Consider the following 20895-nt stretch of genomic DNA (forward strand, 5'->3'; position numbering starts at 1 on the left):
GGCGGTCAGTGGACGCCGGAGAACGGGTCGCTCTGCTCGTCGTACTGCCCGGCCGGCTGAATCGCGAAGCGACTCGCCCGGTGCCGCTCACCGGCCCGGTCCGGCAGCGCCTGCTCCAGGAACCGCGTGGTCGCCTCGGTGGTGCCGTCGTGCTCGTCGGCGAGGATCGGCGGCTCGAACAGGTGTGACCGGACCACGCCGTCACCGTCCACGCTGACCCACGTGTGCCCGTGCTGGACGGTCAGCACCGTCGGGCGGTCCGAGGCGCCGGTGAACACGCTCAGTGAGGCGCGCTCTCTGGCCGCGGAGACGCTGACCACCGCCGGCAGCGGGGATCCGGCCGCCAGCAGCGGCGTGCCCAGGTCCTGCAGCTGGTTGCCGGCGTTGAGGTGGACGTCGGCGGTGAGACGACCGTCGCCGACGGACCCGGCCGGAAGCTCGCCGACGGGGTTGCCGTCCCGGAGGTCGAGCGGGGGAGCCTCGTCGAGGTAGAGGTACATCGTGACGTTCTCGTTCTCGTCGATCTCGTAGGCGGCACTGGTCCGGCGGTGCGCGTCGTCGAGGTCCGGCCGGCTGCGCGACAGTTCGTCGAGTCCCTCGATGCGGAACGTTCCCCACGCGATGTGGCTGTCGGATCCTCGATGGTCGGTGCCGGCCAGCGAGGTCCGTACGTCGGCCGCGTCCCGGCGCTCGATCGTGATGGTCGGCCAGACGGCATGGCCGATCGAGCGGGCGAAGCGGCGGGTCTCGGCACCGTTGCCCTCCGCACCGGACACGGGTGCGTACCGCGACAGCTGAATGCCGTGGGCGAATATCGTGGTCGTCCCGCTCGCCATGCCGCCCATGGCGGTCCGGAACTCGGCGGCCAGGTTGGTACGCAGGTCGGCGCTGCGGACACCGAACTTGTGCACCCCGGCCCGGAGGTCCGCGATCACGTCGAGGTGTTCCGGGTGCGACTCGTTGTCGCGGATCGAGGCGGCGAAGGCGGCGCCGAGTGCTGCGGCGCTCTTGAGATGGTTGCGGTGTGTGGTCAGGTCGAAGTCGTGATTGAGCCCGTTCTCCTCCTTGAAGACGGCGAGCAGCACCTGTTCGAGCCGGTCGCGCAGGTAGGGGGAGCGGAACGAGGTCCCGGAGAGGACGACCCGGTCGACCCGGGGCGCGGTGTCCGGCGAGCTCTGTTCGGCGGCGCTCTCGAGCCCGGCCTTGGCGATGCCCGCGGCGAGCTTGGCGAGCCGGCGCAGGAAGGACTCGGCGTGCGGCGCCATGTCCGCCCGCCAGCGCAACGGAACCACCACGGTCCCCGAGGACAACGGGACCACGACGTCCAGGTCCTGCCCGGCGGACGGACCGAGCGCGCGATGCTTGGTCTCCTCGGCGACCTGCCACAGGACGAGGAAGTCCGCCCAGCGGGAATCGTCCGAGCGCCAGTCGGTGGCGACCTCGGTGCCCCGTTCCCGCAGCCGCTCCTTGATCACCTTGAAGAAGTCCAGGGTGAGACGGTCGGCTCCGTAGTTCAGGTGTCCACCGGCCGCCTGCACGTAGGGCGCGAGGATCCAGAAGTGACCGTGGCCGGCCACGGTTCGTGCCGCGTCCGGGGTGGCGTCGACGATCCGCATGTCGATCAGAGCGACGTCGGTGGTGCCGGCCCCGACGTCGATGACCAGGACCCGGTCGCTGAGGCCGGTGGCGTGACCGTTGCCCTGGGCGCGCGCCTGGAGCGCGGCCAGCCCCAGGACGTTGCGCTGGCCGATCCGGGTGAGCAGGTCGAAGAACGCGACAGCGGTCGCCTCGTCCAGGTACAGCCTCGGTTTCGGCAGCCCGGTGGCCTCCAGCAGGCGTTGCAGCCGGACCCGCTGGGCGGCGGGGAGCCGGGTCGGGTAGGTGAACTGGATCTCGTACGGCAGCAGGCGGTCGCCGAAGTCGTTGGTCAACGACCCGAGCGCCTCCTCGCCCATCTCCCGGTAGGCCTCCACGAGCGACTCCAGCGCCTTCTCGTCGTGGCTGTGTTTGAGCAGGTCACGTTTGAGACCGCGGGAGCCGAGACGGTCGTTGCCGAGGGCGAGGGTACGAGGTTGGATCACCTCGCGGATCGCGTAGTGCTCGAGTGGCGGGTTGCCGAACACCTCGTCCCATGCCCGTGAGCGGAGGTCGGCGACGTCCACGTCCTCCCCGGTCCAGGCGTGTGCCGCCCGTACCTCGACATCTTCGGGCTGGGTTCCGGGATCCATCCCGATGACCTCGGCGACGGCGGTGATCTGGCTGTCCGACAACTGCCCGCGGGGTAGCCGGCGGTTGTTGTCCCACAGAGCGGCGCACTGCCCGTGTGTGCCGAAGTCGAGCACCGGGATGGCCTGGACCCTCAGGGTGGCGTCGGTCATGGTGACCTCCGGGACGAGAATGCGGACGGGATACCGCAGCCGGGCGCCGCCCGGCTGCGGTTGCAGAACGATGATCCGAAGCAGTTCGCCGGTGTGCACCGGCTCGTCGAGACACAGCCGGGTGCGGTCCCACCGGGTGCGGATCGATTCGCCGCCGGCCCGGCGGACCTCGACGATCCAGCTCGCCGGGGGGTCCTCACCCGTGATGGTCAGCAGGTGGGGAGAGCCGGCGGAGCCCGGGATGCGGCTGAGGCGCAGCATGGTCACGGTTCCCCGGCGGTCAGTGGAACGATCCGGCCCACTTGAGACAGGCGTTCAGCACACCCGCCCGGCGTGAGTACTCGGGCCAGCTCAAGGCGGCCGGTGCGGCGCCGGGATCCTGACCACGTGGCGGGGCGCCCGGCTGTTCGGCGGCAGCGGCCAGACCCGTCAGCAGGTCACACAGTTCCCACCGGACGCGGGCGACGTCCACCCAGGACGGCGGATCGTCTCCGGACCGCGACACGGTGAGCAGCCGGCCGAGCTCTTGCAGCAGAGGGGCGGAGATCTCGGCCAGGCGTGGGGTCGCGGTGATCCCGGCGGTGCTGTAGCAGGCCAGTTCCGCCGCGGTGGCGTGATCGCTGAGCAACGCCACGACGTCGACCGGTTCGTCGAGGTACCCGTCATGGATCAGTTCGTCGAGGGTCCGCCACGGTTCGCTGGAGTGCTCGCCGTAGAGGGTCTCCCGGGCCACGGCTGCCAGCTCCAGCCGGCGCTCCTGCCGATCCTTCTGCTTGGCGATCTTCTTCTCGTTCCGGAGCACCCGCTCGGGTTTCGGCTCGACGAGCTGGTCACGCAGATGCAGCGCCTCGTCCCGGACCGTGGTCGCCAGCTCGCGTAGGTCCGCATCGCCGGCCGACTGCCGCGGCGCCGCCTCGAGCGCGTCACGGATCGTGTCGAGGATGACGCCCATGCCACCGTCCGGGTGCGCGAGTGTGCGCCGGACCGCGCCGTGCAGCAGCTGGTATGAGGGGTCGGCGACCTGAGCCGGTTGAGCCAGCCACTGTTCCCAGGCACGGAGCTGCTGGATCGCCTGCTGCGCGCTCAGCGGGACCAGATTCAGATCGGCAGGGGCGTCGGCGGCGACCGACAACACCATGGGCGTACGACCGTAGTCCTGCAGTGTCCCGTGGATGGTCTTCATGAAGTTGCCGCCGGGCACCACCCGCGGGTCGTCCAGGAAGGTGACGACCAGCAGCTCCCCAGGTTCGAGCTGGGGCCGGTCGTTGCTGCCGGCGTTCCACAGCCGCAGGGTGACCGCCGGGGCGTAGGAATGCTGGGCCTCCGCCAGGACCACCTCGTTGAAGACCTCACCACGGGCATCGCCGGGCAGGTCGAGGAAACTGACCCCCTCGGTCAGGGCCCACTCCAGCGGATGTGGTGATCCGACGCGTCCCAGGTGGATCATCCGGTCGACGAGGACGTTGTGCCGCTCGTTGCTGCCCAGCGCGGTGCTGAATCCGAGCTGCCGCCAGTCCGTCTGCGTGACCGCGCTGCCCGGCTCGATCGGTCCGGCGCGCAGCCGCTCGCGTCCGGTCTGGACGGTGTGCCGGTAGTCGACGAACTCGATCTCCGTGGCGAGCGTACGTAGCCGGTCCAGTCGTTCGCTGAGCAGCCGCTCGCTCGCCAGGTGCACCCGCGGTTCCACCGCTCCGTCCTCGCCGCCGACCATCCGTACCTCGGTGATGCAGGCCGTGGTCTGCCCCTCGCTGGCGTCGAGGGCGCGGCTCCCGAGCATGAGGTTGATCATGGTCGACTTGCCGGCCGAGGCGTCCCCGCGGATCGCGACGTATCGGTTGCGCGCCCGCCAGAACAGTTGGTCCGCCTTGCCGGCGAGTGTCGACTGCGGCCATAGTGCCGCGATCGTGTCGAGGGTCTTCCGGTTGATCTGCGGACCAGCGGCCACGAGTCCTCCTCGGCTTCCCAGCTGCGGAAACGGATGACGCGACCTGACGCTAACGCAGCCGTGTCACCACCGAGTACGACGTTCACCCGATCCTCCGACGGACCGGCCGATTCGGACGGTGCCCCTCGTTGATCGGCGGACCCGTTCCGTGTACACGCTCAGGGGCGCGGGAATCCCATGGTGGGATGCGGGTGGCTGCCCAGCGCGCTGGAGACCATGTCGGCCAGCTCCCAGCGGGCGCCCGGCTTCTTCTCGGACGCGTGGTACGCCAGGCCGTTGACGATCGTGAACCAGTGCGGGGCCGTCATGGTGACCTCGACGTCTCGCGCCGGCCACGACGATCAGCGCCAGAAGCCCGGTGATCCCGGCCCCGACGGCGGGCAGATTCGGCTGCCTCGGAGCGGTCGGCGGCTTCGGCCCGGAACGACGCGGCTTGATCACGGTCCGCGCCATCGGCGGCGAGAACACGGACCTGAGCGTTCCGGCGGTAATCCGCCGGGCGCGCCGGGCCGTACTCATGATCGTGGAGACGATCACCTTCGCCCTGGCGGCCGGACTGCTGGCCGCGTTCAACCCGTGCGGGTTCGCGCTGCTGCCGTCGTTCCTGGCGCTGCTCGTCGCCGGGCCGGGCGGGGTGCTGCGCGCGCTGCGCCTGTCGGCCGCGATGACCGCCGGTTTCGTCACCGTGTTCGGGCTCATCGGCGTGGTGCTCAGCGTCACCACCGTGCCGATCCAGCGGCACCTGCCGTGGGCGGCGGTGGTCGTCGGAGGCGTGCTCGTCCTGCTGGGTGGCTGGTTACTGTCCGGGCGGGAGCTGCGGGTCCGGCTTCCGCGGCTCGCCGCCGGGTCTCCGTCGGGCTCGTTGCTCGCTCTGTACGGCTACGGCGCGTCCTACGCGGTGGCGTCGCTGTCCTGCACCATCGCGCCGTTCCTGGCGGTCACCGGTCTCGTGTCGGGCGGCGGGGATGTCACCGCCGGGGTGGCCGCGTTCGTCGCGTACGGCATGGGCATGGGTCTGGTCGTTGGTCTGCTCGCCATGCTCGTCGCCTTCGCGCGGGAGGCGACCGTGCGGCGCACCCGGGCCGTCCTGCCGTGGATCTCCCGGCTGTCGGGCGGTTTCCTGGTGCTGGCGGGTCTGTACGTCACCTACTACGGCTGGTTCGAACTGCGGGTGGCCTCGGGCGGCTCTGCCGAGGATCCGCTGGTCGGCGCCGTCACCGGGATCCAGGGACAGGTGACGACGTGGCTCGACGCCCTCGGTGTCTGGTGGGTGGCGGGCGCCTTCACCGTGGTGGCCGCCGTGGCGCTGACCGTCCGCCACGCCCGCCCGGCCCGGGTCTGAAAGGGCGTCGTGGCCGAGGTGCCGCTGGGTGGCGACCGGCTGACCGCCGGGGTGTTCCGGGTCGGTGACACGATGCGGCGTCCCCGGTCACCGGCGTCGGAGTTCGTCCGGACGCTGCTGTCGGAGCTGGCCGATGCCGGATTCGACGGCTAGCGGTTCGTGCGCAACGAGCGGTTCTGGCGGACGCGGGCGGAGAACGGGCCACCAGTGCTGTCCGGTGCGACACCCGCCGAGGCGCTGGCGTGGACGCTGCGGGAGCGGGCTTTCGTGCGGCGGTTCCGCGAGGTTTTCGAGGCCGCCCTGGAGTGACCGGCCCTGACCCGGCGGTCGCCGGTTCAGAGCAGCGCGGCGGGGTCCGGTATCAGGCCGGCCGCGGCGTCTCGGCGGTCGCCGGTTCAGAGCAGCGCGCCGAGGTCCGGTATCAGGCCGGCCGCGGCGGTGAGGTCGGTGTCGAGTGGACGGTCGGTGAGGTCGGGGGAGAGGGCCGCGGCGGCGAGGTCGTAGGCGTCCTGCAGGGGCCCGGCGGCGAGCCGGTCGGGGGCGAGGCGCAGGGCGCGGACGGCGGCGAGGAGTTCGGCGCCGAGCAGGGTCGGCGCGAGGCCCGTCATGGTCCGCAGCGAGCGGGCGCCCTGGGTGGCGAAGCTGGCGTGCTCCTCGAGGCCGAGCGAGATGGTCAGGGTTCCGGCGGCGGTGGGCTGGACCGTGGCGCGCATCTCGGCGAGCAGGTCCTGCACCACGTACTCGGTGATCATGAGGCCGGAGCTGCCGGGTGGGCCGTCGGCGAGGAAGGAGCGCAGGCCGGTCATGTCGGGGCGCATGAGCAGGCCGAGGCGGGCCGCCGAGAGGGAGAGCACGGGCAGGTAGGCGGCCCGGACGGCGTCGAGCCCGGCGGCCAGGGTGGCGGTGTGGAACTGGCCGTGGTGGCGGACACCGTCGACGGTGACCAGCGGGTTCTCCACGGCGGCGTTGAGTTCGGCGGTGACCGCCGTGGTCAGTGACTCGGCCGCGTGGAGGGCCGGCGCGGTGACCTGGGGCACTACGCGCAGGCCGAAGGGATCCTGGATGCGCAGGGCCGGTGCGGCGCCGGTGACCAGGTCGTTCAGGGTTTCGGCGAGGGCGATCTGGTGGGGATGGGCGCGGGCCGCGTGCACCGCCGGATGGAAGGCCTCCGGGTTGCCACGCAGCGCCAGGAAGGAAAGCGCCGCGATGATCGTTGAGGCGCGTAGATGACTGTGGACGTCGGCGACGGCGAGTGCGGAGGTGGCTACGGTGAGCGCGCTCGAGCTGATCAGCGGGAGGGCGTCGGTGGCGTCCAGGGCGATCACCGGACCGGTGCCGTGCCGCCAGGGGCGGTCGCCGGCCAGGGTGAGCGCGAGTTCGGCGAGGGGCGCCAGGTCGGCGGTGCCGATGGCGCCCCAGCGGTGGAGGGTCGGCACGGCGCCGTCGCGCAGGGCGGTGACGAGGGTCTCGGCGACACGGCGTGAGACACCGGATCCTCCGGCGAGGATCTGATTGAGTCGTACGGCCATGACGGCGCGGGCCGTGCCGTCGTCCTCCACCGGTCCGACCGCGGCGCAGTGGCTGCGCAGCAGGCGCAGGGCGTGGCCGTCGGGGTCACCGGCCGACTCGTGCCGGTTGGCGCCGACACCGGTGTTCGCGCCGTACACCGAACCGCGGGCACGAGCCTCGCGCAGGCCGTCGTGGGACTTCTCGACGAGGGCCAGCGCGGCGGGGTCGACGGTGATTCCGGTGGCTCCGGATGCGATCGTCACGAGATCTGGAATGGTCAACGTGTGACCGTCGAGCCTGACCTGCACATCGTCTCCCAACCGTGTCCCGCCGTTGACACGCCATTTACTACTTCGCGAGTATGAATAGTGGTAGTAGGAAGATCAACTCCTGGAGCGCCATGATCACATTCGAGGACGTCGTGAAGGTCTACCGCGGCGGCGCCACAGCGGTGGACCACCTCAGCCTTGAGCTGCCCACCGGCAAATTGACCGTACTGGTCGGGCCCTCCGGCTGCGGCAAGACCACGTCGCTCCGGATGATCAACCGGATGATCGCTCCGACCTCGGGGCGGATCCTGATCGACGGGAAGGACGTCGCGGAGCAGGACGAGGCGCTGTTGCGCCGCAGCATCGGCTACGTGATCCAGCACGCCGGACTGTTCCCGCACCGGACCGTCCTGGACAACGTCGCCACCGTCCCGGTGCTGCTCGGCAAAACCCGCCGCGAGGCCCGCAACGCCGCGTACGAGCTGCTCGAGCGGGTGGGCCTGTCGGCCGACTTCGCCAAGCGTTACCCGGCCCAGCTCAGCGGTGGCCAGCAGCAACGTGTGGGCGTGGCCCGGGCGCTCGCCGCCGATCCGCCGATCATGCTGATGGACGAGCCGTTCAGCGCCGTCGACCCGGTCGTCCGGGCCCAGCTGCACACCGAGTTCCTCCGGCTGCAGCAGGATCTGGGCAAGACCATCGCGATGGTGACGCACGACATCGACGAGGCGATCAAGCTCGGCGACCATGTGGCGGTGCTGCGCACCGGAGGAAGGCTGGCCCAGTTCGCGACGCCGCGGGAGCTGCTGGCGAACCCGGCCGACGACTTCGTGGCGTCGTTCGTGGGACGTGACCGTGGCCTGCGCAGCCTGTCCTTCGACAGCGCCGCCGAGCTGCCGGTGCGCCCGGTCGACGGCATCGAGCTGGACGAGGCGGGCCGGCCGCTCGGCCTGCCCGGCGTGTTCACCAAGGGCGACTCGCTGCGCGTGGTCACCGACCTGGTGATCAGCTCCCCGGGCGGGATCGCCGTGCGGGTCGGGCCGGACGGCGCCGCCGACGGGCAGGTCAGCCACCACGAACTCGCCGACTACCTGGCGAGCCGACGCCGATGATCGAATACCTGAGGAACAACTCCGAGATCGTCTGGCAGGCCCTGCAGGAGCACCTCTACCTGGCGCTGCTGCCGATCCTGTTCGGCTTCGTGATCTCGCTGCCGCTGGGTTATCTCGCGGTCCGGTTCACCTGGCTGTACCACCCGCTGGTCAACACGTTCGGCGTGCTCTACTCGATCCCGTCGCTGGCGTTGTTCGTGTTCCTGCCGGTGATCCTCGGGACCAAGGTGCTGTCGCCGATCAACGTCGTGGTGGCCCTGACCATCTACACCGTGGCCCTGCTGGCGCGGACTGTCGCCGACGGCCTGCGCTCGGTCGACCCGGTGGTGGCGCAGGCGGCGACCGCCATGGGTTACCGCCGCACGCGGCGGCTGATCGACGTCGAGCTGCCGATCGCGCTGCCGGTCATCCTGGCCGGTCTGCGGGTCGCCACGGTCTCCAACATCAGCCTCGTCAGCGTTGGTTCGCTGATCGGCATCGGCGGCCTCGGGCAGCTGTTCACCCGCGGCTTCCAGTTGTTCTACCTCGAGCCGATCCTGGTCGGGGTCGTCCTGTCGGTGCTGCTGGCCGGGATCGCCGATCTGATCATCGTGCTCGTGCAGCGGGCGATCACCCCGTGGACGCGTGCCGCATGAACTTCTCCTACCTGACCGACCCGGCCCACTGGGACCTCAGCGCCACCGGCAGCATCCCGAACCTGATCCTGTCGCACCTCGGTTACACGTGCCTGGCGCTGCTGTTCGGCGCGCTGATCGCCCTGCCCGTCGGCCTGTACATCGGGCACACCGGCAAGGGCTCGTTCATCGCCATCAACGCGGGCAACGCCGGCCGTTCGCTGCCGACGCTGGGCCTGCTCATGCTCATGGTCACGCTGCTCGGACTCGGCCTGCTGCCGGTGCTGATCGCGCTGACCGTACTGGTCATCCCGCCGATCCTCACCTCCGCGTACGCCGGGATGCGCAACGTCGACCAGCGCGTCGTCGACGCCGCCCGGGGCATGGGAATGCGCCCGTGGCAGGTGCTCACCCGGGTCGAACTGCCGATGGCCCTGCCGGTCATGTTCGGCGGATTCCGCAACGGCGCGCTGCAGGTCGTCGCGACCGCCACCGTGGCGGCCGCGGTCGGGCTCGGCGGACTCGGCCGGCTCCTCATCGACGGTCTGGCCGTCAACGACTACTCCCGGGTACTGGCCGGCGCCATCGTCGTCGCCGCACTGGCCGTACTCGTGGATCTGTTCCTGGCGCTGATCCAGCGCCTGGTCGTCTCACCCGGATTGAAAGGCTCGTAAATGAAGCGCATCGTCGCTGCTGTTGCCATGGCCCTCACGCTCACCGCGTGTGGCGCCAACAGTGATCCATTGGCCGACGAACCGGCCGCCTCGGGCGCGGCAGGTGGCTCGGTCACCGTCGGTTCGGCCAACTTCCCGGAGAGCCAGCTGCTCGCCGAGATCTACTCGCAGGCTCTGGAGACCAAGGGCGTCACGGTCACCCGCAAGTTCAACATCGGCGCCCGTGAGGTCTACCTCAAGGCCCTGCAGGACGGCTCGATCTCGCTGCTGCCCGAGTACAACGGCGCCCTGCTGGCCGCGCTGTCCCCGAACGGCGTCCCGGCCGGTGTGAGCAGCCCCGACGCTGTTCTCGCCGAGCTCAAGAAGGTGCTGCCGGCCGGTACCGAGGTGCTGGAGCAGTCGGCGGCCGAGGACAAGGACACCCTGACGGTCAGCGCGGAGACCGCCACCAAGAACAACCTGAAGACCATCGAGGACCTCAAGGCCGTGGCGCCGACGCTGATCGCCGGCGGCGGCCCCGAGTTCACCGAGCGCCAGCAGGGTCTCAAGGGCCTGAAGGAGGTGTACGGCGTCGAGTTCAAGGAGTACAAGCCGCTCGACCCGGGTGGCCCGCTGACCGTCAGCGCCCTCAAGGACGGTGACATCCAGGTCGCGAACCTGTTCTCCACCGACTCCTCGATCGTCACCAACAAGTTCGTCACCCTCGAGGACCCGAAGAACCTGTTCACCTCGCAGAACGTCATCCCGCTGATCCGCACCGAGGCGAACAACGCGAACGTGACCGGTGCCCTGAACGCCGTCTCGGGCAAGCTCACCACCGAGAACCTGACCAGCTACCTGGCCCAGGTGCAGGTGGACAAGAAGGACATCGCGGTTGTCGCGAAGGCCTTCCTGTCGGAGAACGGCCTGAGCTAGTCCTCAGGAGGAACGCCGCCCCGCTGCGGGGCGGCGTTTTTCTGTTTCCGGCAGATGTCTTGACGGCCGCACTGGCTGGTATCTATCTTTGCCGCAAAGATTTTCAGAAAGTTTCAAGGCTGTTGCAGCAAGGCTTGCAGACCCGTTCCCCCTTTCCCCGGAGGTAGATGTGGACAGTCCCCGCAGGCGCCGACGCCTGACCCGCATCCTCGCCGCCACCACCCTCGCCCTCGGCGTCGGCGGATTCGGCGTCGCCCAGGTAGTCACCGGCCCCGACGCGTTCGCCGCACCGCCCGGCGAGAAGGACGTCACCGCGGTCATGTTCGAGTGGTCGTTCAACTCGATCGCCCGCGAGTGCACCAACACCCTCGGCCGGCTCGGCTACGGATACGTGCAGGTCTCGCCGCCGCAGGAGCACATCCAGGGCAGCCAGTGGTGGACCTCCTACCAGCCGGTTTCGTACCAGATCTCCGGCCGTCTCGGCAACCGCGCCCAGTTCACCAGCATGGTCAACGCCTGTCACGCGGCCGGCGTCAAGGTCGTCGTCGACACGGTCATCAACCACATGTCGGCGGGCTCCGGCACCGGCACGGGCGGCACCCAGTACTCGAAGTACAACTACCCGGGCGTCTACTCCGACCCCGACTTCCACTCCTGCCGTACGGCGATCAACAACTACGCCAACCGCAGCAACGTCCAGGATTGTGAACTGGTCAACCTGTCCGACCTGAACACCGGCAGCGACTACGTCCGCGGCAAGATCGCCGGCTACATGAACGACCTGTCGTCGCTCGGCGTCGACGGCTTCCGGATCGACGCGGCCAAGCACATGTCCGCAGCCGACCTGGCCGGCATCAAGTCGAAGCTGAGCAACACCGGCGCCTACTGGAAGCAGGAAGTGATCTTCGGCGCCGGTGAGGCCGTCCAGCCGACCGAGTACACCGGCACCGGCGACGTGCAGGAGTTCCGGTTCGCCCGCGATCTCAAGCGCGTCTTCCTCAACGAGAACCTCGCCTACCTGTCGAACTTCGGCGCCTCCTGGGGCTACCTGCCCAGCAACCAGGCCGCCACGTTCGTCGACAACCACGACACCGAGCGCGGCGGCGACACCCTCAGCTACAAGAACGGCTCCGCCTACACGCTCGCTCAGGTCTTCACGCTGGCCTGGCCGTACGGCGCCCCCGACGTCAACTCCGGCTACGAGTTCAGCAACCACGACGCCGGGCCGCCGAACAACGGCGCCGTCAACGCCTGCTACGCCGACGGCTGGAAGTGCCAGCACGCGTGGCGCCAGATCGGCAACATGGTCGGCTTCCGCAACGCCACCCGCGGCACCGCGGTGACCAACTGGTGGTCCAACGGCGCCGACCAGATCGCCTTCAGCCGTGGCAACAAGGGCTACGTCGCGATCAACCACGAGGGCAGCAGCCTGACCCGCACCTTCCAGACCTCGCTGCCGGCCGGCACCTACTGCGACGTCCAGCACGGCGACCCCACGGCGAACGGCGGATGCTCCGGTACGACCTACGCGGTCAACTCCGCGGGCCAGTTCACCGCCACCATCCCGGCCGGTGAGGCGGTCGCCCTCTACGTCGGCGCCAGCGGCAGCAACCCGACCACGCCGACCTCCCCGGCACCGTCCAACCCGGCCACGGCCGGTGCCGGCTTCAACGTCACCGCGACGACCACGCTCGGACAGAACATCTTCGTCGTCGGCAACCAGGCGGCGCTCGGCAACTGGGCCCCGGCCGGCGCGGTCGCGCTGTCGGCCGCGAGCTACCCGGTGTGGAAGGGCACGGTCTCGCTGCCCGCGGGCACCGCGTTCGAGTACAAGTACATCCGCAAGAACACCGACGGCAGCGTCACCTGGGAGTCCGGCGCGAACCGCACCGCCACGGTCCCGGCCAGCGGCCAGGCCACGCTGAACGACACCTGGCGCTGACCCTTCCGCGCACCACGGCCCGGTCATCCTCGCGAGGATGACCGGGCCGATCGCGTTCGGGTGGCGCGCCGCGGCCAGAATCAGGGGGTGAAAAACGATCTCGGCCGCCGGCTGGCGTACACCGCACTGTTCCTGACGCCCGGGATCTTCGCCGCCGTCGCCTCCGTCCGCGCCTGGTCCGTCTGGCTCGTGGCGTTGCTCGTGGCGGTGGCGCTGCTGATCTACAGCCTGGTGCGCCCGTCCCAGGCCCGCCCGGCGGCCGGACGATCACGGTGGAGCGCCGTGGTAGCCGTAGCGCTTCCGCTGGCGGTGGCCGTGTTCGGCGTGGCGGGCTTCTTCGCGGCCCGGCTCGTCGCCCTCGACCTGTGGGGCGAGCCCGAGACCGTCCGCGTCGACAGCGTCGAACGTGCCCACCGTGTCCGCGGCGACGAGCAGGTCAGCGAATCCTGTTACCGCCTGACCCACCCGGACGGCACCCCCGTCACCGGCCGGATCTGCCGCGACACCGACGAGTTCGCCACCGGGGCGACGATCACGGTGCTGGCCGACCCGGCCGGTTGGGTGGCCCCGGAGACCCCCGACCGCGTGTCCGGCCTCCGTCTGGCCCTGCCGCGCGGCCTGGCCCTGGGCGCGTTCGCCGTCATCGTCGTGGCCGGCCTCACCACCGGCGGAACCACCCGCCGTTCAGCGCCCCCGGCCCGCCGAGGCCGCACCCCTACCGGGCCCGCCGCCCCGCGCCGCCGGACAGCCACCCCGCCCCGCCGGACCGCCGCCGCCCCTCGTCGCCGCCCGACACCGCGCCGCTAGAGCTCTCGAAGTCGGGGTCTGTGCCGGGCTGCTTGATCGTCCAGCCGTGGCCGGTGAACCTTTCCCGGGCTGCTTGATCGTCCAGCCGTGCCCGGTGAACCTTTCCCGGGCTGCTTGATCGTCCAGCCGTGGCCGGTGAACCTTTCCCGGGCTGTTGATCGTCCAGCCGTGGCCGGTGAACCCTTCCCCAGGCCGCTTGATCGTCCAGCCGTGGGCGGTGAACCTTTCCCGGGCTGTTGATCGTCCAGCCGTGCCCGGCGAACCCTTCCCCAGGCCGCTTGATCGCCCAGCCGTGGGCGGTGAACCCTTTACCGGGCCGGAGGCAGCGATATCCCGGAGCCCGGCTCTGAAAACGGCCGTAGTTGATCGTCCAGCACCGGGTCGCGGCGGTAACCGACCCCCACGACTCCGGAGCCCACGACCGTGACGCCAGGCCATCAGCCGACCGAGCGCCGCCGACGGCTCAGACGGATGCGGCTGACGGGCGGGTTCGAGCGCGCCGGTCGTGTCTCAGCAGTGGATTCCAGCTGCCAAAGGGTGGCAGTGGGATCCCGGCTGGGTTGAAGAGCGCCGCCTGATGCGGTGCCTGGGAGAGCGTTGTCGTGGAGTGGTGGGGCCGGTGCTGCGGAGGCGCGGTCGCACGTAACTGCTGTGCGCGACCTTGCCGGCGCGGCGGCGACGGTGGGCGTCCACGGCTTCGCTGTGTGACCGGACTGTCGTTGCCGGCGGCGTCGGGAGCACCCGCGAAGCCCGTGCGTGTGTCCCGCGCTTGCGGGCGGGCGGGTGGCGGAGGTGCGCGGAACCGTCTGTCGCGGTCGTTGGGCGGCACGGGATTGCGTGGAGCCGCGGGCAGCGGGTGGGTGGCGAAGCGGGCGGGTCTGAGAGCGCCGCTGTCGGGCCTGGCACGACCGTCCGCGACCGGTGGCCGGCGAATTGCCGGAAGACCCTGACCTGTGGAGACCGGCCTCGACAACGCGATCCGGTTGCTCGGCCGGGCGTGCGGTGCCCGGGAGGCAGGAGGGTTCGGTTGTCCGGCCGGGCGTGCGGTGCCCGGGAGGCAGGAGGGTTCGGTTGTCCGGCCGGGCGTGCGGTGCCGGGGGCGGGACGGGTCGGTTGCCCGGCCGGGCGTGCGGTGCCGGGGGATGGCAGGACGGGGCGCCGGGCTGCGGTGCTGGCGGGGCGTACGAGGGAATGCTCGTAGGCCCTCAGGAAGCGCCGCAACCCGGCCGCCCGCCTAGACCGCCGCGACCGAGTCGGAGGCCACCGGTTCCAGGGCGGTCTCCAGGATCTCCCGGACGTCGGAGACGATGTGTACGGTCAGCGCCTCCAGCACGTCGGCCGGGACCTCGTCGAGGTCGGGCTCGTTGCGCTTGGGCAGGAAGACCTCGGTGAGGCCGGCGCGCTGGGCGGCGAGCAGCTTCTGCTTCACGCCGCCGATCGGCAGCACCCGGCCGGTCAGCGACACCTCACCGGTCATGCCGACCTCGGCCCGCACGCTGCGGCCGACCAGCAGCGACACCAGCGCCGTCGTCATCGTCACTCCGGCCGACGGACCGTCCTTCGGCACCGCCCCGGCCGGTACGTGCAGGTGGATCGGGTGGTCGAGCTGTTCGGGCGAGATGCCGAGCTCACCCGCGTGCGCCCGCACGTAGGAGAGGGCGATCTGCGCCGACTCCTTCATGACGTCGCCGAGCTGGCCGGTCACCGACAGGCCGCCGGAACTGCCGGGCAGCAGCGACGCCTCGATGTATAGCACGTCACCGCCCATCCCGGTGACGGCCAGGCCGGTCGACACACCCGGAACCGCGGTGCGCTCGGCGGACTCCGGCTCGAACCGTGGCCGCCCGATCAGGTCCCTCAGATCGCCCGCGTCCACGGTGGCCGGCAGACTCTTCAGCGACACCTTGCGGAACGCCTTGGCCAGCAGGCGCTCGAATGAGCGTACGCCGGCCTCCCGGGTGTAGTTGGCGGCGATCTCGCGCAGAGCGTCCTCGGTGACCGTCACCTCGTCCGGGGAGAGGGCGGCCCGTTCCAGCTGCCGGGGGATGAGGAAGTCGCGGGCGATGGCCACCTTGTCCGTCTCGGTGTAGCCGTCGATCGCGATGAGCTCCATCCGGTCGAACAGCGCCTGCGGGATCGTCTCCAGCACGTTCGCCGTGGCGATGAACAGCACGTCCGACAGGTCCAGGTCGAGGTCCAGGTAGTGGTCGCGGAACGTGTGGTTCTGCGCCGGGTCGAGCACCTCGAGCAGCGCCGCCGCCGGGTCGCCGCGGTAGTCGCTGCCGACCTTGTCCACCTCGTCGAGCAGCACGACGGGGTTCATCGACCCGGACTCGCGGATGGCCCGCACGATCCGGCCGGGCAGCGCGCCGACGTACGTCCGCCGGTGGCCTCTGATCTCCGCCTCGTCACGCACGCCGCCCAGGGCGACCCGGACGAACTTCCGGCCGAGGGTACGGGCGACCGACTCGCCCAGCGAGGTCTTGCCGACTCCGGGCGGGCCGGCCAGCAGGATCACGGCGCCCGATCCACGGCCGCCGACGGTCTCCAACCCGCGGGACTCGCGGCGGGCACGCACGCCCAGATACTCGACGATGCGTTCCTTCACCTCGTCGAGACCGTGGTGGTCGGCGTCGAGGACAGCGCGGGCCGCCTCCAGGTCGGTGTTGTCGGTGGTGCGTTCGTTCCACGGCAGGTCGAGGACGGTGTCGAGCCAGGTGCGGATCCAGCCGGCCTCCGGGTTCTGGTCGCCGGCGCGTTCGAGCTTGCCGACCTCGCGCAGCGCCGACTCACGCACCGCCTCGGGCAGGTCGGCGGCCTCGACACGGGCACGGTAGTCGTCGGTGCCGTCGGCCTCGCCCTCGCCGAGCTCCTTGCGGATCGCCTTGAGCTGCTCGCGCAGCAGGTACTCGCGGTTGCGCTTCTCGACGCTCTCGCGGACGTCCTTCTCGATGGTGTCGCTGACCTCGGACTCGGCAAGGAAGTCGCGGGTCCACTCGATCAGCAGCCGCAGCCGGGCCTCGACGTCGGGCGTCTCCAGCAGTTCGCGCTTGCGGTCGTTGGACAGGTACGACGCCCAGCCGGCGGTGTCGGCCAGGTCACTGGGGTCGTCGATGGCGCTGACCGAGTCGATGACCTGCCACGCCTCGCGACGTTGCAGCACCGACACGACCAGCTGCTTGTATTCGGCGGCGAGCTCACGGGCGTGCTCGCTCGCCGGTCCGGCGGGCTCGGGTTCGGCCTCGACCCACAGCGCCGCGCCGGGTCCGGTCACGCCGCTGCCGATTTTGGCCCGGGACCGGGTCCGCAGCACGGCCGCGGCGGATCCGCCGCGGAACTTGCCGACCCGCTCGACGCTGGCCACCACGCCGTACGCGGCGTACCGGTTGTCGAGTCGCGGTGCGATCAGCAGCTCGGAGCCGGCCGAGGTGCGGGCCGCGTCCACGGCGGCCTGGGCGGCCTCGTCGAGTTCGACGGGGACGACCATGCCCGGAAGCAGGACGATGTCGTCAAGGAACAGCACGGGGAGTTGCTTGCTGGCCACGGGTACCTCCGGGAAGTTGAGTACTCCACGCTCAACTGTGGCGGTGTTCCGTCTCTTCCGGCGTTCACTGCCAGCGAACATCACGGCTAATTCCGTTGTACGTCTCGACGACGAGGCTCGATACTGTGCGGCTGGCCGCCGGCCGGCAGGGGAGGCGCATGAATGATGCCGGTGAAACGGTCGCAGGACGAGATCCTGCACCGGCTGTACCGAGGGCTGCGGGAGCGACGGCCACCGCAGGACGTCGTGATCGACCTGGTCGAACTGGGTGCGGAGCGCTGGCTGAGTGCCGCGGCCACCCGCGACATCTACGCGATCATGCGCCACGAGCTGGCGACCCGGGCCGTATACGGGCCGGACCGGACGTCGATGCCGGGAACGTGGCGGCGTCACCCCGGCCTGACCCGCGCCTACGCGGCAGCCGAGGCCGCCGTGAACACGGTGGCGGGCACCGCGGGCCTGCCCGCTCCGGAACAGGCCGACCCCGCCGACCCCGCGTCGCTGCGGGCCTGGCTGAGCGTGGCGCTGCCGCTGCTCGGCCTGCCGGACGAGCAGCCGTGGCCGGCCCGTCCCACGGTCGCGCGCCGGCCGGTCGCGGTGACCTACTGGGGCGGGACCCGTCACCGTGTGCCGAAAGCACGCGGCCCGCGCGGCGATCACGGGGGACACGCCGACGCCCGTGACCGGATGGACGCGGCCACCCGCCGGGAACGGCTGCCGGGTGTGCCGGTGCGGGCCTACCGCCGGGCGGTCCGTGCGGTGCTGCACCTGCAGCAGCGCACCGAGGTCCTGGCGGCCGAACGCGACCGGGAGGCGTCCGTGGCGTTCGGCAAGTCGCGGCTGGCGTACCTGGTCACCGAGGAGGACTTCGTCGCGTGCCCCGCGACGGCGGCGTTCACCGCCTACTACGTGGCCCGGCTCAACCTGCGGACCCGTTTCACCTCCGGCAGCCAGACCCGGCCGATGGACAGCCTGGGTGAGGAGCTGCTGGCGGGGGCGCTGGCGGCCCCGACCTGCCGGCCGGTGGTGCTGGGCTCGGTGCTGACCCGCTGGCGGATCCTGGACATGCTCGACGACACGCAGGCCGGTGAGCTGATGGGCCGCTACTACGAGCAGCTGGCCGCGTCGGCGCGGGCGCTGCGCGAGTCCTTCGATCACCACCGCGACCCGACGGTGATGATCACGCGGGTCGGTGACGACTCGTCGTCGTGGAACAGTGCGTCGCGGGCGTTCAACCAGGCCCGTACCGGGTGGCTGAACCTGACCCGGGGTCTCGGCTACGACGACGTGGTGGAGGCGAGCTGCCCGGGGAAGGTCCCGGCGCTGGTCGCCTCCGACGTGGCGGCGTGGCACCTGCTGGACGGCGGGAGCCAGCACGTCGACGTCCGTGTGTGGGCGGATCTGCCGCGGCCGTGGGACGTCGTGCTCGGTGACGACGAGTGCCCCGCCGAACTGGTCCGCGAGACGTGCCGCCGCCACGCGGTGGACCCGGAGGCCGCCGGGTGGACCCAGCCGTACCGGCAGGACCTGACCGAGCTCCCGGCCCCCGCCCCGGAGCTGGTGCACGGTGTGACGGTCTCCTCGCCGCTGCTGGCCCGGACTCTGCGGCGTGCGGGTGTCTTCTCCGGGCAGGCGTGTTAATTCGGTTGCGGCAAGTCCCGGCGGTGGGGCAGGCTGCGACGGCACGGCGGTAGCTCAGAGAGCCGGAGGAGGCTCCGGCCCGGCAGAGCGGGCGGCTCACCGACCTTCCGCCCCGTCCCCGTTTCGACCACGGGTCGTCGTGCGCGCCGGTCAGGCGCCCGGTTCACACCGGGCGCCCGGCCCGCCTGCTGCCCGGCGGAGGTGCTGGTTCGCCTCGAGGATGTCCAGGAGCACCCCGGCCCGCTCACGGATGGCCGGATGGTTCCGGGCCGTCGCCAGTGTCACCTCGTCGGCCCCTGTGGCCTGGTCCAGGGCGCGCCTGCTCAGGTCGGCGAGCGGCGCTTCGGCGGCCAGGACGACATGGACCGCCGAGTAGTCGAGACAGGCCGCGTGGGATCCGTCCGGCGCCGCCCACAACTTCGGATGGCCACGCAGGCCGGTGAGCCCGCCGGTGGACTCGTCCTGCCGTTCGAGGGTCTCGGCGTCGAGGTAGACGATCCCCTGACCCGGATCGGCCACAGCCACGGCGTTGCGGTACGGCACGCGGACGACCAGGCCACGGGCGGCGTCCGTGCGGGCGACCGGCAGCACATACCACCCGGCGATCTGGAAACGTGTGACCTCGAAGCCGTCGGCGGCGATCAGGTGTTCCGGCCCGTCGAAGCAGAGGGAGAGGTACGCCCCGTCACTGAACGCCCGGCTGTGGAGGACCAGGCCGCGGAGCCGGTTGCCGCGGACCACGTCGGCGATGAGGATCTGTTTGTCGGCGACCGCGATCCGCCCGGACGCCGGATCGGTGGCCAGCAGGGAACTCGGCGAGGTGATGCCGGGCGGCGGCCAGTTCAGGCCGGACATCCGCGGCTGCCGTGTCGCCGGTGGCCCGTGGCGTCGTACCGTCATCAGTTCCGGCTGGTGCCGCGGCGACCGCTGCACCAGCGCGATCTGCGCCGCCCCGTCGGCGGACACCGGCCGCAGGTCGAGCGCCCTGCCCGGCAGCGCCCGGCCGATGCGCTTGCGGTCGCCGAACCACCAGACGGTGGAGTTCGACGACGTGTCGCCCGGCCACGGCTGGCAGGCGATCAGCCGGCGCCCCGCGAACGAGACCGGGCCGTGGTCGTCGGCGCCCAGGTCGTACGCCTGGGCCGATCTGCCCTGCTCCAGATCGAGGACCTGGACGACGACGCGGCTGCCGCGCCGGACGGTCATCGCCGTCAGCGTGGCGTCGGCACTGAACGCGCCGTGCAGGACCCGCCCGTCCACCTCGAACCTGCGTGGTGTGCCGAGCGCCGTGACACGGTTCAGCAGACCGGCCGTGTCGGTGCTCCGCAGCAGCAGGTACAGCTCGGCCTCGTCGAGATCGGACGGCCGCCAGCCGGGGTCGGCCTCCCGCAGCGCCCGGGACGCCTCCGCGGGCGGCAGGCCGCGAGCGAACCGCCACAGTCCATCCCAGTCGTGGCCGTCGGCCATCCGGCCGGCGACGTACGCGACCTCGGCCGGTTCCTTGGTGACACCGTCCAGCGCGGTGACCACCACCCGGGCCGCGTCGACGTCGCCGAAGTCCGGGATCGCACCGCGCAACCGCGGCCGCAGAGCCGGCAGCTCACGGTAGGCGCGGGCCAGCAGCGTCTGGTCGGGATCGTGCTCCCAGTAGCGGAACTGCTGCCCGGTGAGCAGGAAGTACGCGGCCGCGGCCGGCTCGCTGACGGGCTGGAGGCCGTACCGTTCAAGGAGGCCCACGACGTCCGGGCGGCCGATCGCGGCGAGACAGACGTCGTCGATCGTGGACCGGCCGTCCAGCGCCAGGATCCGCCGCTGGGCGATCTCCGCGATCGGATGCCCTGTCATGGTCACGGCCTGCACCAGCCCGTCGGCTGACGTGCCCGTCGCGGGGTCGTCCAGCGCGGCCAGGCTCAGCGCGTGCACCTGCTCGGCGCTCCGGAGGCCGCTGTCCACTCGCGAACGCGGATCGGCCGGGAGCCGCCATCGGGACAGGGCCGTCCACCAGCGAGGGTCGGGATCATACAGCCAGGCCTGCCACACGCCGTCCACCGCGATCTGCCCGCCACGGTCACCGGCACGGATCAACCGCCACGAGTCGTACGCCGCCCGCGTACCCCCAGCACGGTTCGCCGCCCGGACGACGACCCGGCGGGCCAGTTCGCGAAGCTGCTCGGTGTCCAAGACATCGATGGTGCTGTGTGCCGTC

Annotated in this window: 16 protein-coding genes; 10 read left to right on the plus strand and 6 right to left on the minus strand. The window is 71.1% G+C overall.

Going from position 1 to position 20895, the window contains the following annotated elements:
- Positions 1 to 5 precede the first annotated feature (5 nt).
- The 3 genes from CLV67_RS28645 to CLV67_RS52085 all read right to left on the minus strand — a co-directional run bounded on the left by CLV67_RS28645 (position 6) and on the right by CLV67_RS52085 (position 4631).
- Positions 6 to 2639, minus strand: coding sequence for an Hsp70 family protein (locus CLV67_RS28645; RefSeq protein WP_106323831.1), 2634 nt, complete (start codon positions 2637 to 2639; stop codon positions 6 to 8).
- Between the two features lie 19 nt (positions 2640 to 2658).
- Positions 2659 to 4323, minus strand: a complete 1665-nt coding sequence (locus CLV67_RS28650; protein WP_106323833.1) for a dynamin family protein — start codon at positions 4321 to 4323, stop codon at positions 2659 to 2661.
- 158 nt (positions 4324 to 4481) lie between these two features.
- Positions 4482 to 4631 (minus strand): hypothetical protein, encoded by a 150-nt coding sequence (locus tag CLV67_RS52085; protein WP_170154035.1) that lies wholly within the window; start codon positions 4629 to 4631, stop codon positions 4482 to 4484.
- 50 nt (positions 4632 to 4681) lie between these two features.
- Here CLV67_RS52085 and CLV67_RS28655 point away from each other — a divergent pair, with 50 nt between their 5' ends.
- Genes CLV67_RS28655 through CLV67_RS52095 form a run of 3 tightly spaced genes read left to right on the plus strand, consistent with a single transcriptional unit; the run spans position 4682 to position 5974 of the window.
- Positions 4682 to 5665, plus strand: coding sequence for a cytochrome c biogenesis CcdA family protein (locus CLV67_RS28655; protein ID WP_106323835.1), 984 nt, complete (start codon positions 4682 to 4684; stop codon positions 5663 to 5665).
- Between the two features lie 9 nt (positions 5666 to 5674).
- The gene (locus CLV67_RS52090; RefSeq protein WP_170154036.1) at positions 5675 to 5818 is read left to right on the plus strand and encodes a hypothetical protein; all 144 of its coding nucleotides are present in this window, start codon (positions 5675 to 5677) and stop codon (positions 5816 to 5818) included.
- A 6-nt stretch (positions 5819 to 5824) separates the two neighbouring features.
- Positions 5825 to 5974 carry a hypothetical protein gene (locus tag CLV67_RS52095; RefSeq protein WP_170154037.1) on the plus strand — a complete coding sequence of 50 codons (150 nt, stop codon included), beginning with the start codon at positions 5825 to 5827 and terminating at the stop codon, positions 5972 to 5974.
- Positions 5975 to 6060: 86 nt separating this feature from the next.
- Here the strand turns inward: CLV67_RS52095 and CLV67_RS28660 are convergent, their stop codons facing one another.
- Positions 6061 to 7482: an aromatic amino acid ammonia-lyase gene (locus CLV67_RS28660; protein WP_275414923.1), complete on the minus strand. Its 1422-nt coding sequence runs from the start codon at positions 7480 to 7482 to the stop codon at positions 6061 to 6063.
- Positions 7483 to 7574: 92 nt separating this feature from the next.
- Here CLV67_RS28660 and CLV67_RS28665 point away from each other — a divergent pair, with 92 nt between their 5' ends.
- From CLV67_RS28665 to CLV67_RS28690, 6 genes are all read left to right on the plus strand, one after another.
- Positions 7575 to 8552 (plus strand): ABC transporter ATP-binding protein, encoded by a 978-nt coding sequence (locus CLV67_RS28665; protein WP_106323839.1) that lies wholly within the window; start codon positions 7575 to 7577, stop codon positions 8550 to 8552.
- Positions 8549 to 9187, plus strand: coding sequence for an ABC transporter permease (locus tag CLV67_RS28670; RefSeq protein ID WP_106323841.1), 639 nt, complete (start codon positions 8549 to 8551; stop codon positions 9185 to 9187). Before CLV67_RS28665 ends, CLV67_RS28670 begins: the two co-directional genes overlap by 4 nt.
- Positions 9184 to 9840, plus strand: coding sequence for an ABC transporter permease (locus tag CLV67_RS28675; RefSeq protein WP_106324227.1), 657 nt, complete (start codon positions 9184 to 9186; stop codon positions 9838 to 9840). Before CLV67_RS28670 ends, CLV67_RS28675 begins: the two co-directional genes overlap by 4 nt.
- Positions 9841 to 10755 carry an ABC transporter substrate-binding protein gene (locus CLV67_RS28680; RefSeq protein ID WP_106323843.1) on the plus strand — a complete coding sequence of 305 codons (915 nt, stop codon included), beginning with the start codon at positions 9841 to 9843 and terminating at the stop codon, positions 10753 to 10755.
- A gap of 169 nt (positions 10756 to 10924) precedes the next feature.
- Positions 10925 to 12697, plus strand: coding sequence for a carbohydrate-binding module family 20 domain-containing protein (locus tag CLV67_RS28685; protein ID WP_239166551.1), 1773 nt, complete (start codon positions 10925 to 10927; stop codon positions 12695 to 12697).
- Positions 12698 to 12784: 87 nt separating this feature from the next.
- A complete protein-coding gene (locus CLV67_RS28690) occupies positions 12785 to 13504 on the plus strand; it encodes a hypothetical protein (RefSeq protein WP_146169322.1) in 720 nt (239 codons plus the stop codon).
- Between the two features lie 1234 nt (positions 13505 to 14738).
- Here the strand turns inward: CLV67_RS28690 and lon are convergent.
- The gene (gene lon, locus CLV67_RS28695) at positions 14739 to 17129 is read right to left on the minus strand and encodes an endopeptidase La (RefSeq protein ID WP_275414924.1); all 2391 of its coding nucleotides are present in this window, start codon (positions 17127 to 17129) and stop codon (positions 14739 to 14741) included.
- 90 nt (positions 17130 to 17219) lie between these two features.
- On the opposite strand from lon, the gene CLV67_RS28700 reads away from it, so the two are divergent.
- Positions 17220 to 18689, plus strand: a complete 1470-nt coding sequence (locus CLV67_RS28700; RefSeq protein WP_146169323.1) for a hypothetical protein — start codon at positions 17220 to 17222, stop codon at positions 18687 to 18689.
- Positions 18690 to 18839: 150 nt separating this feature from the next.
- On the opposite strand, the gene CLV67_RS28705 is transcribed toward CLV67_RS28700, so the two are convergent.
- On the minus strand, positions 18840 to 20870 hold the full coding sequence (locus tag CLV67_RS28705) for a hypothetical protein (protein WP_146169324.1): 2031 nt from the start codon (positions 20868 to 20870) through the stop codon (positions 18840 to 18842).
- Positions 20871 to 20895: the final 25 nt, after the last annotated feature.

Origin of the sequence: Actinoplanes italicus, from assembly GCF_003001815.1 — a bacterium.
GTDB classification, from domain to species: Bacteria; Actinomycetota; Actinomycetes; order Mycobacteriales; family Micromonosporaceae; genus Actinoplanes; species Actinoplanes italicus.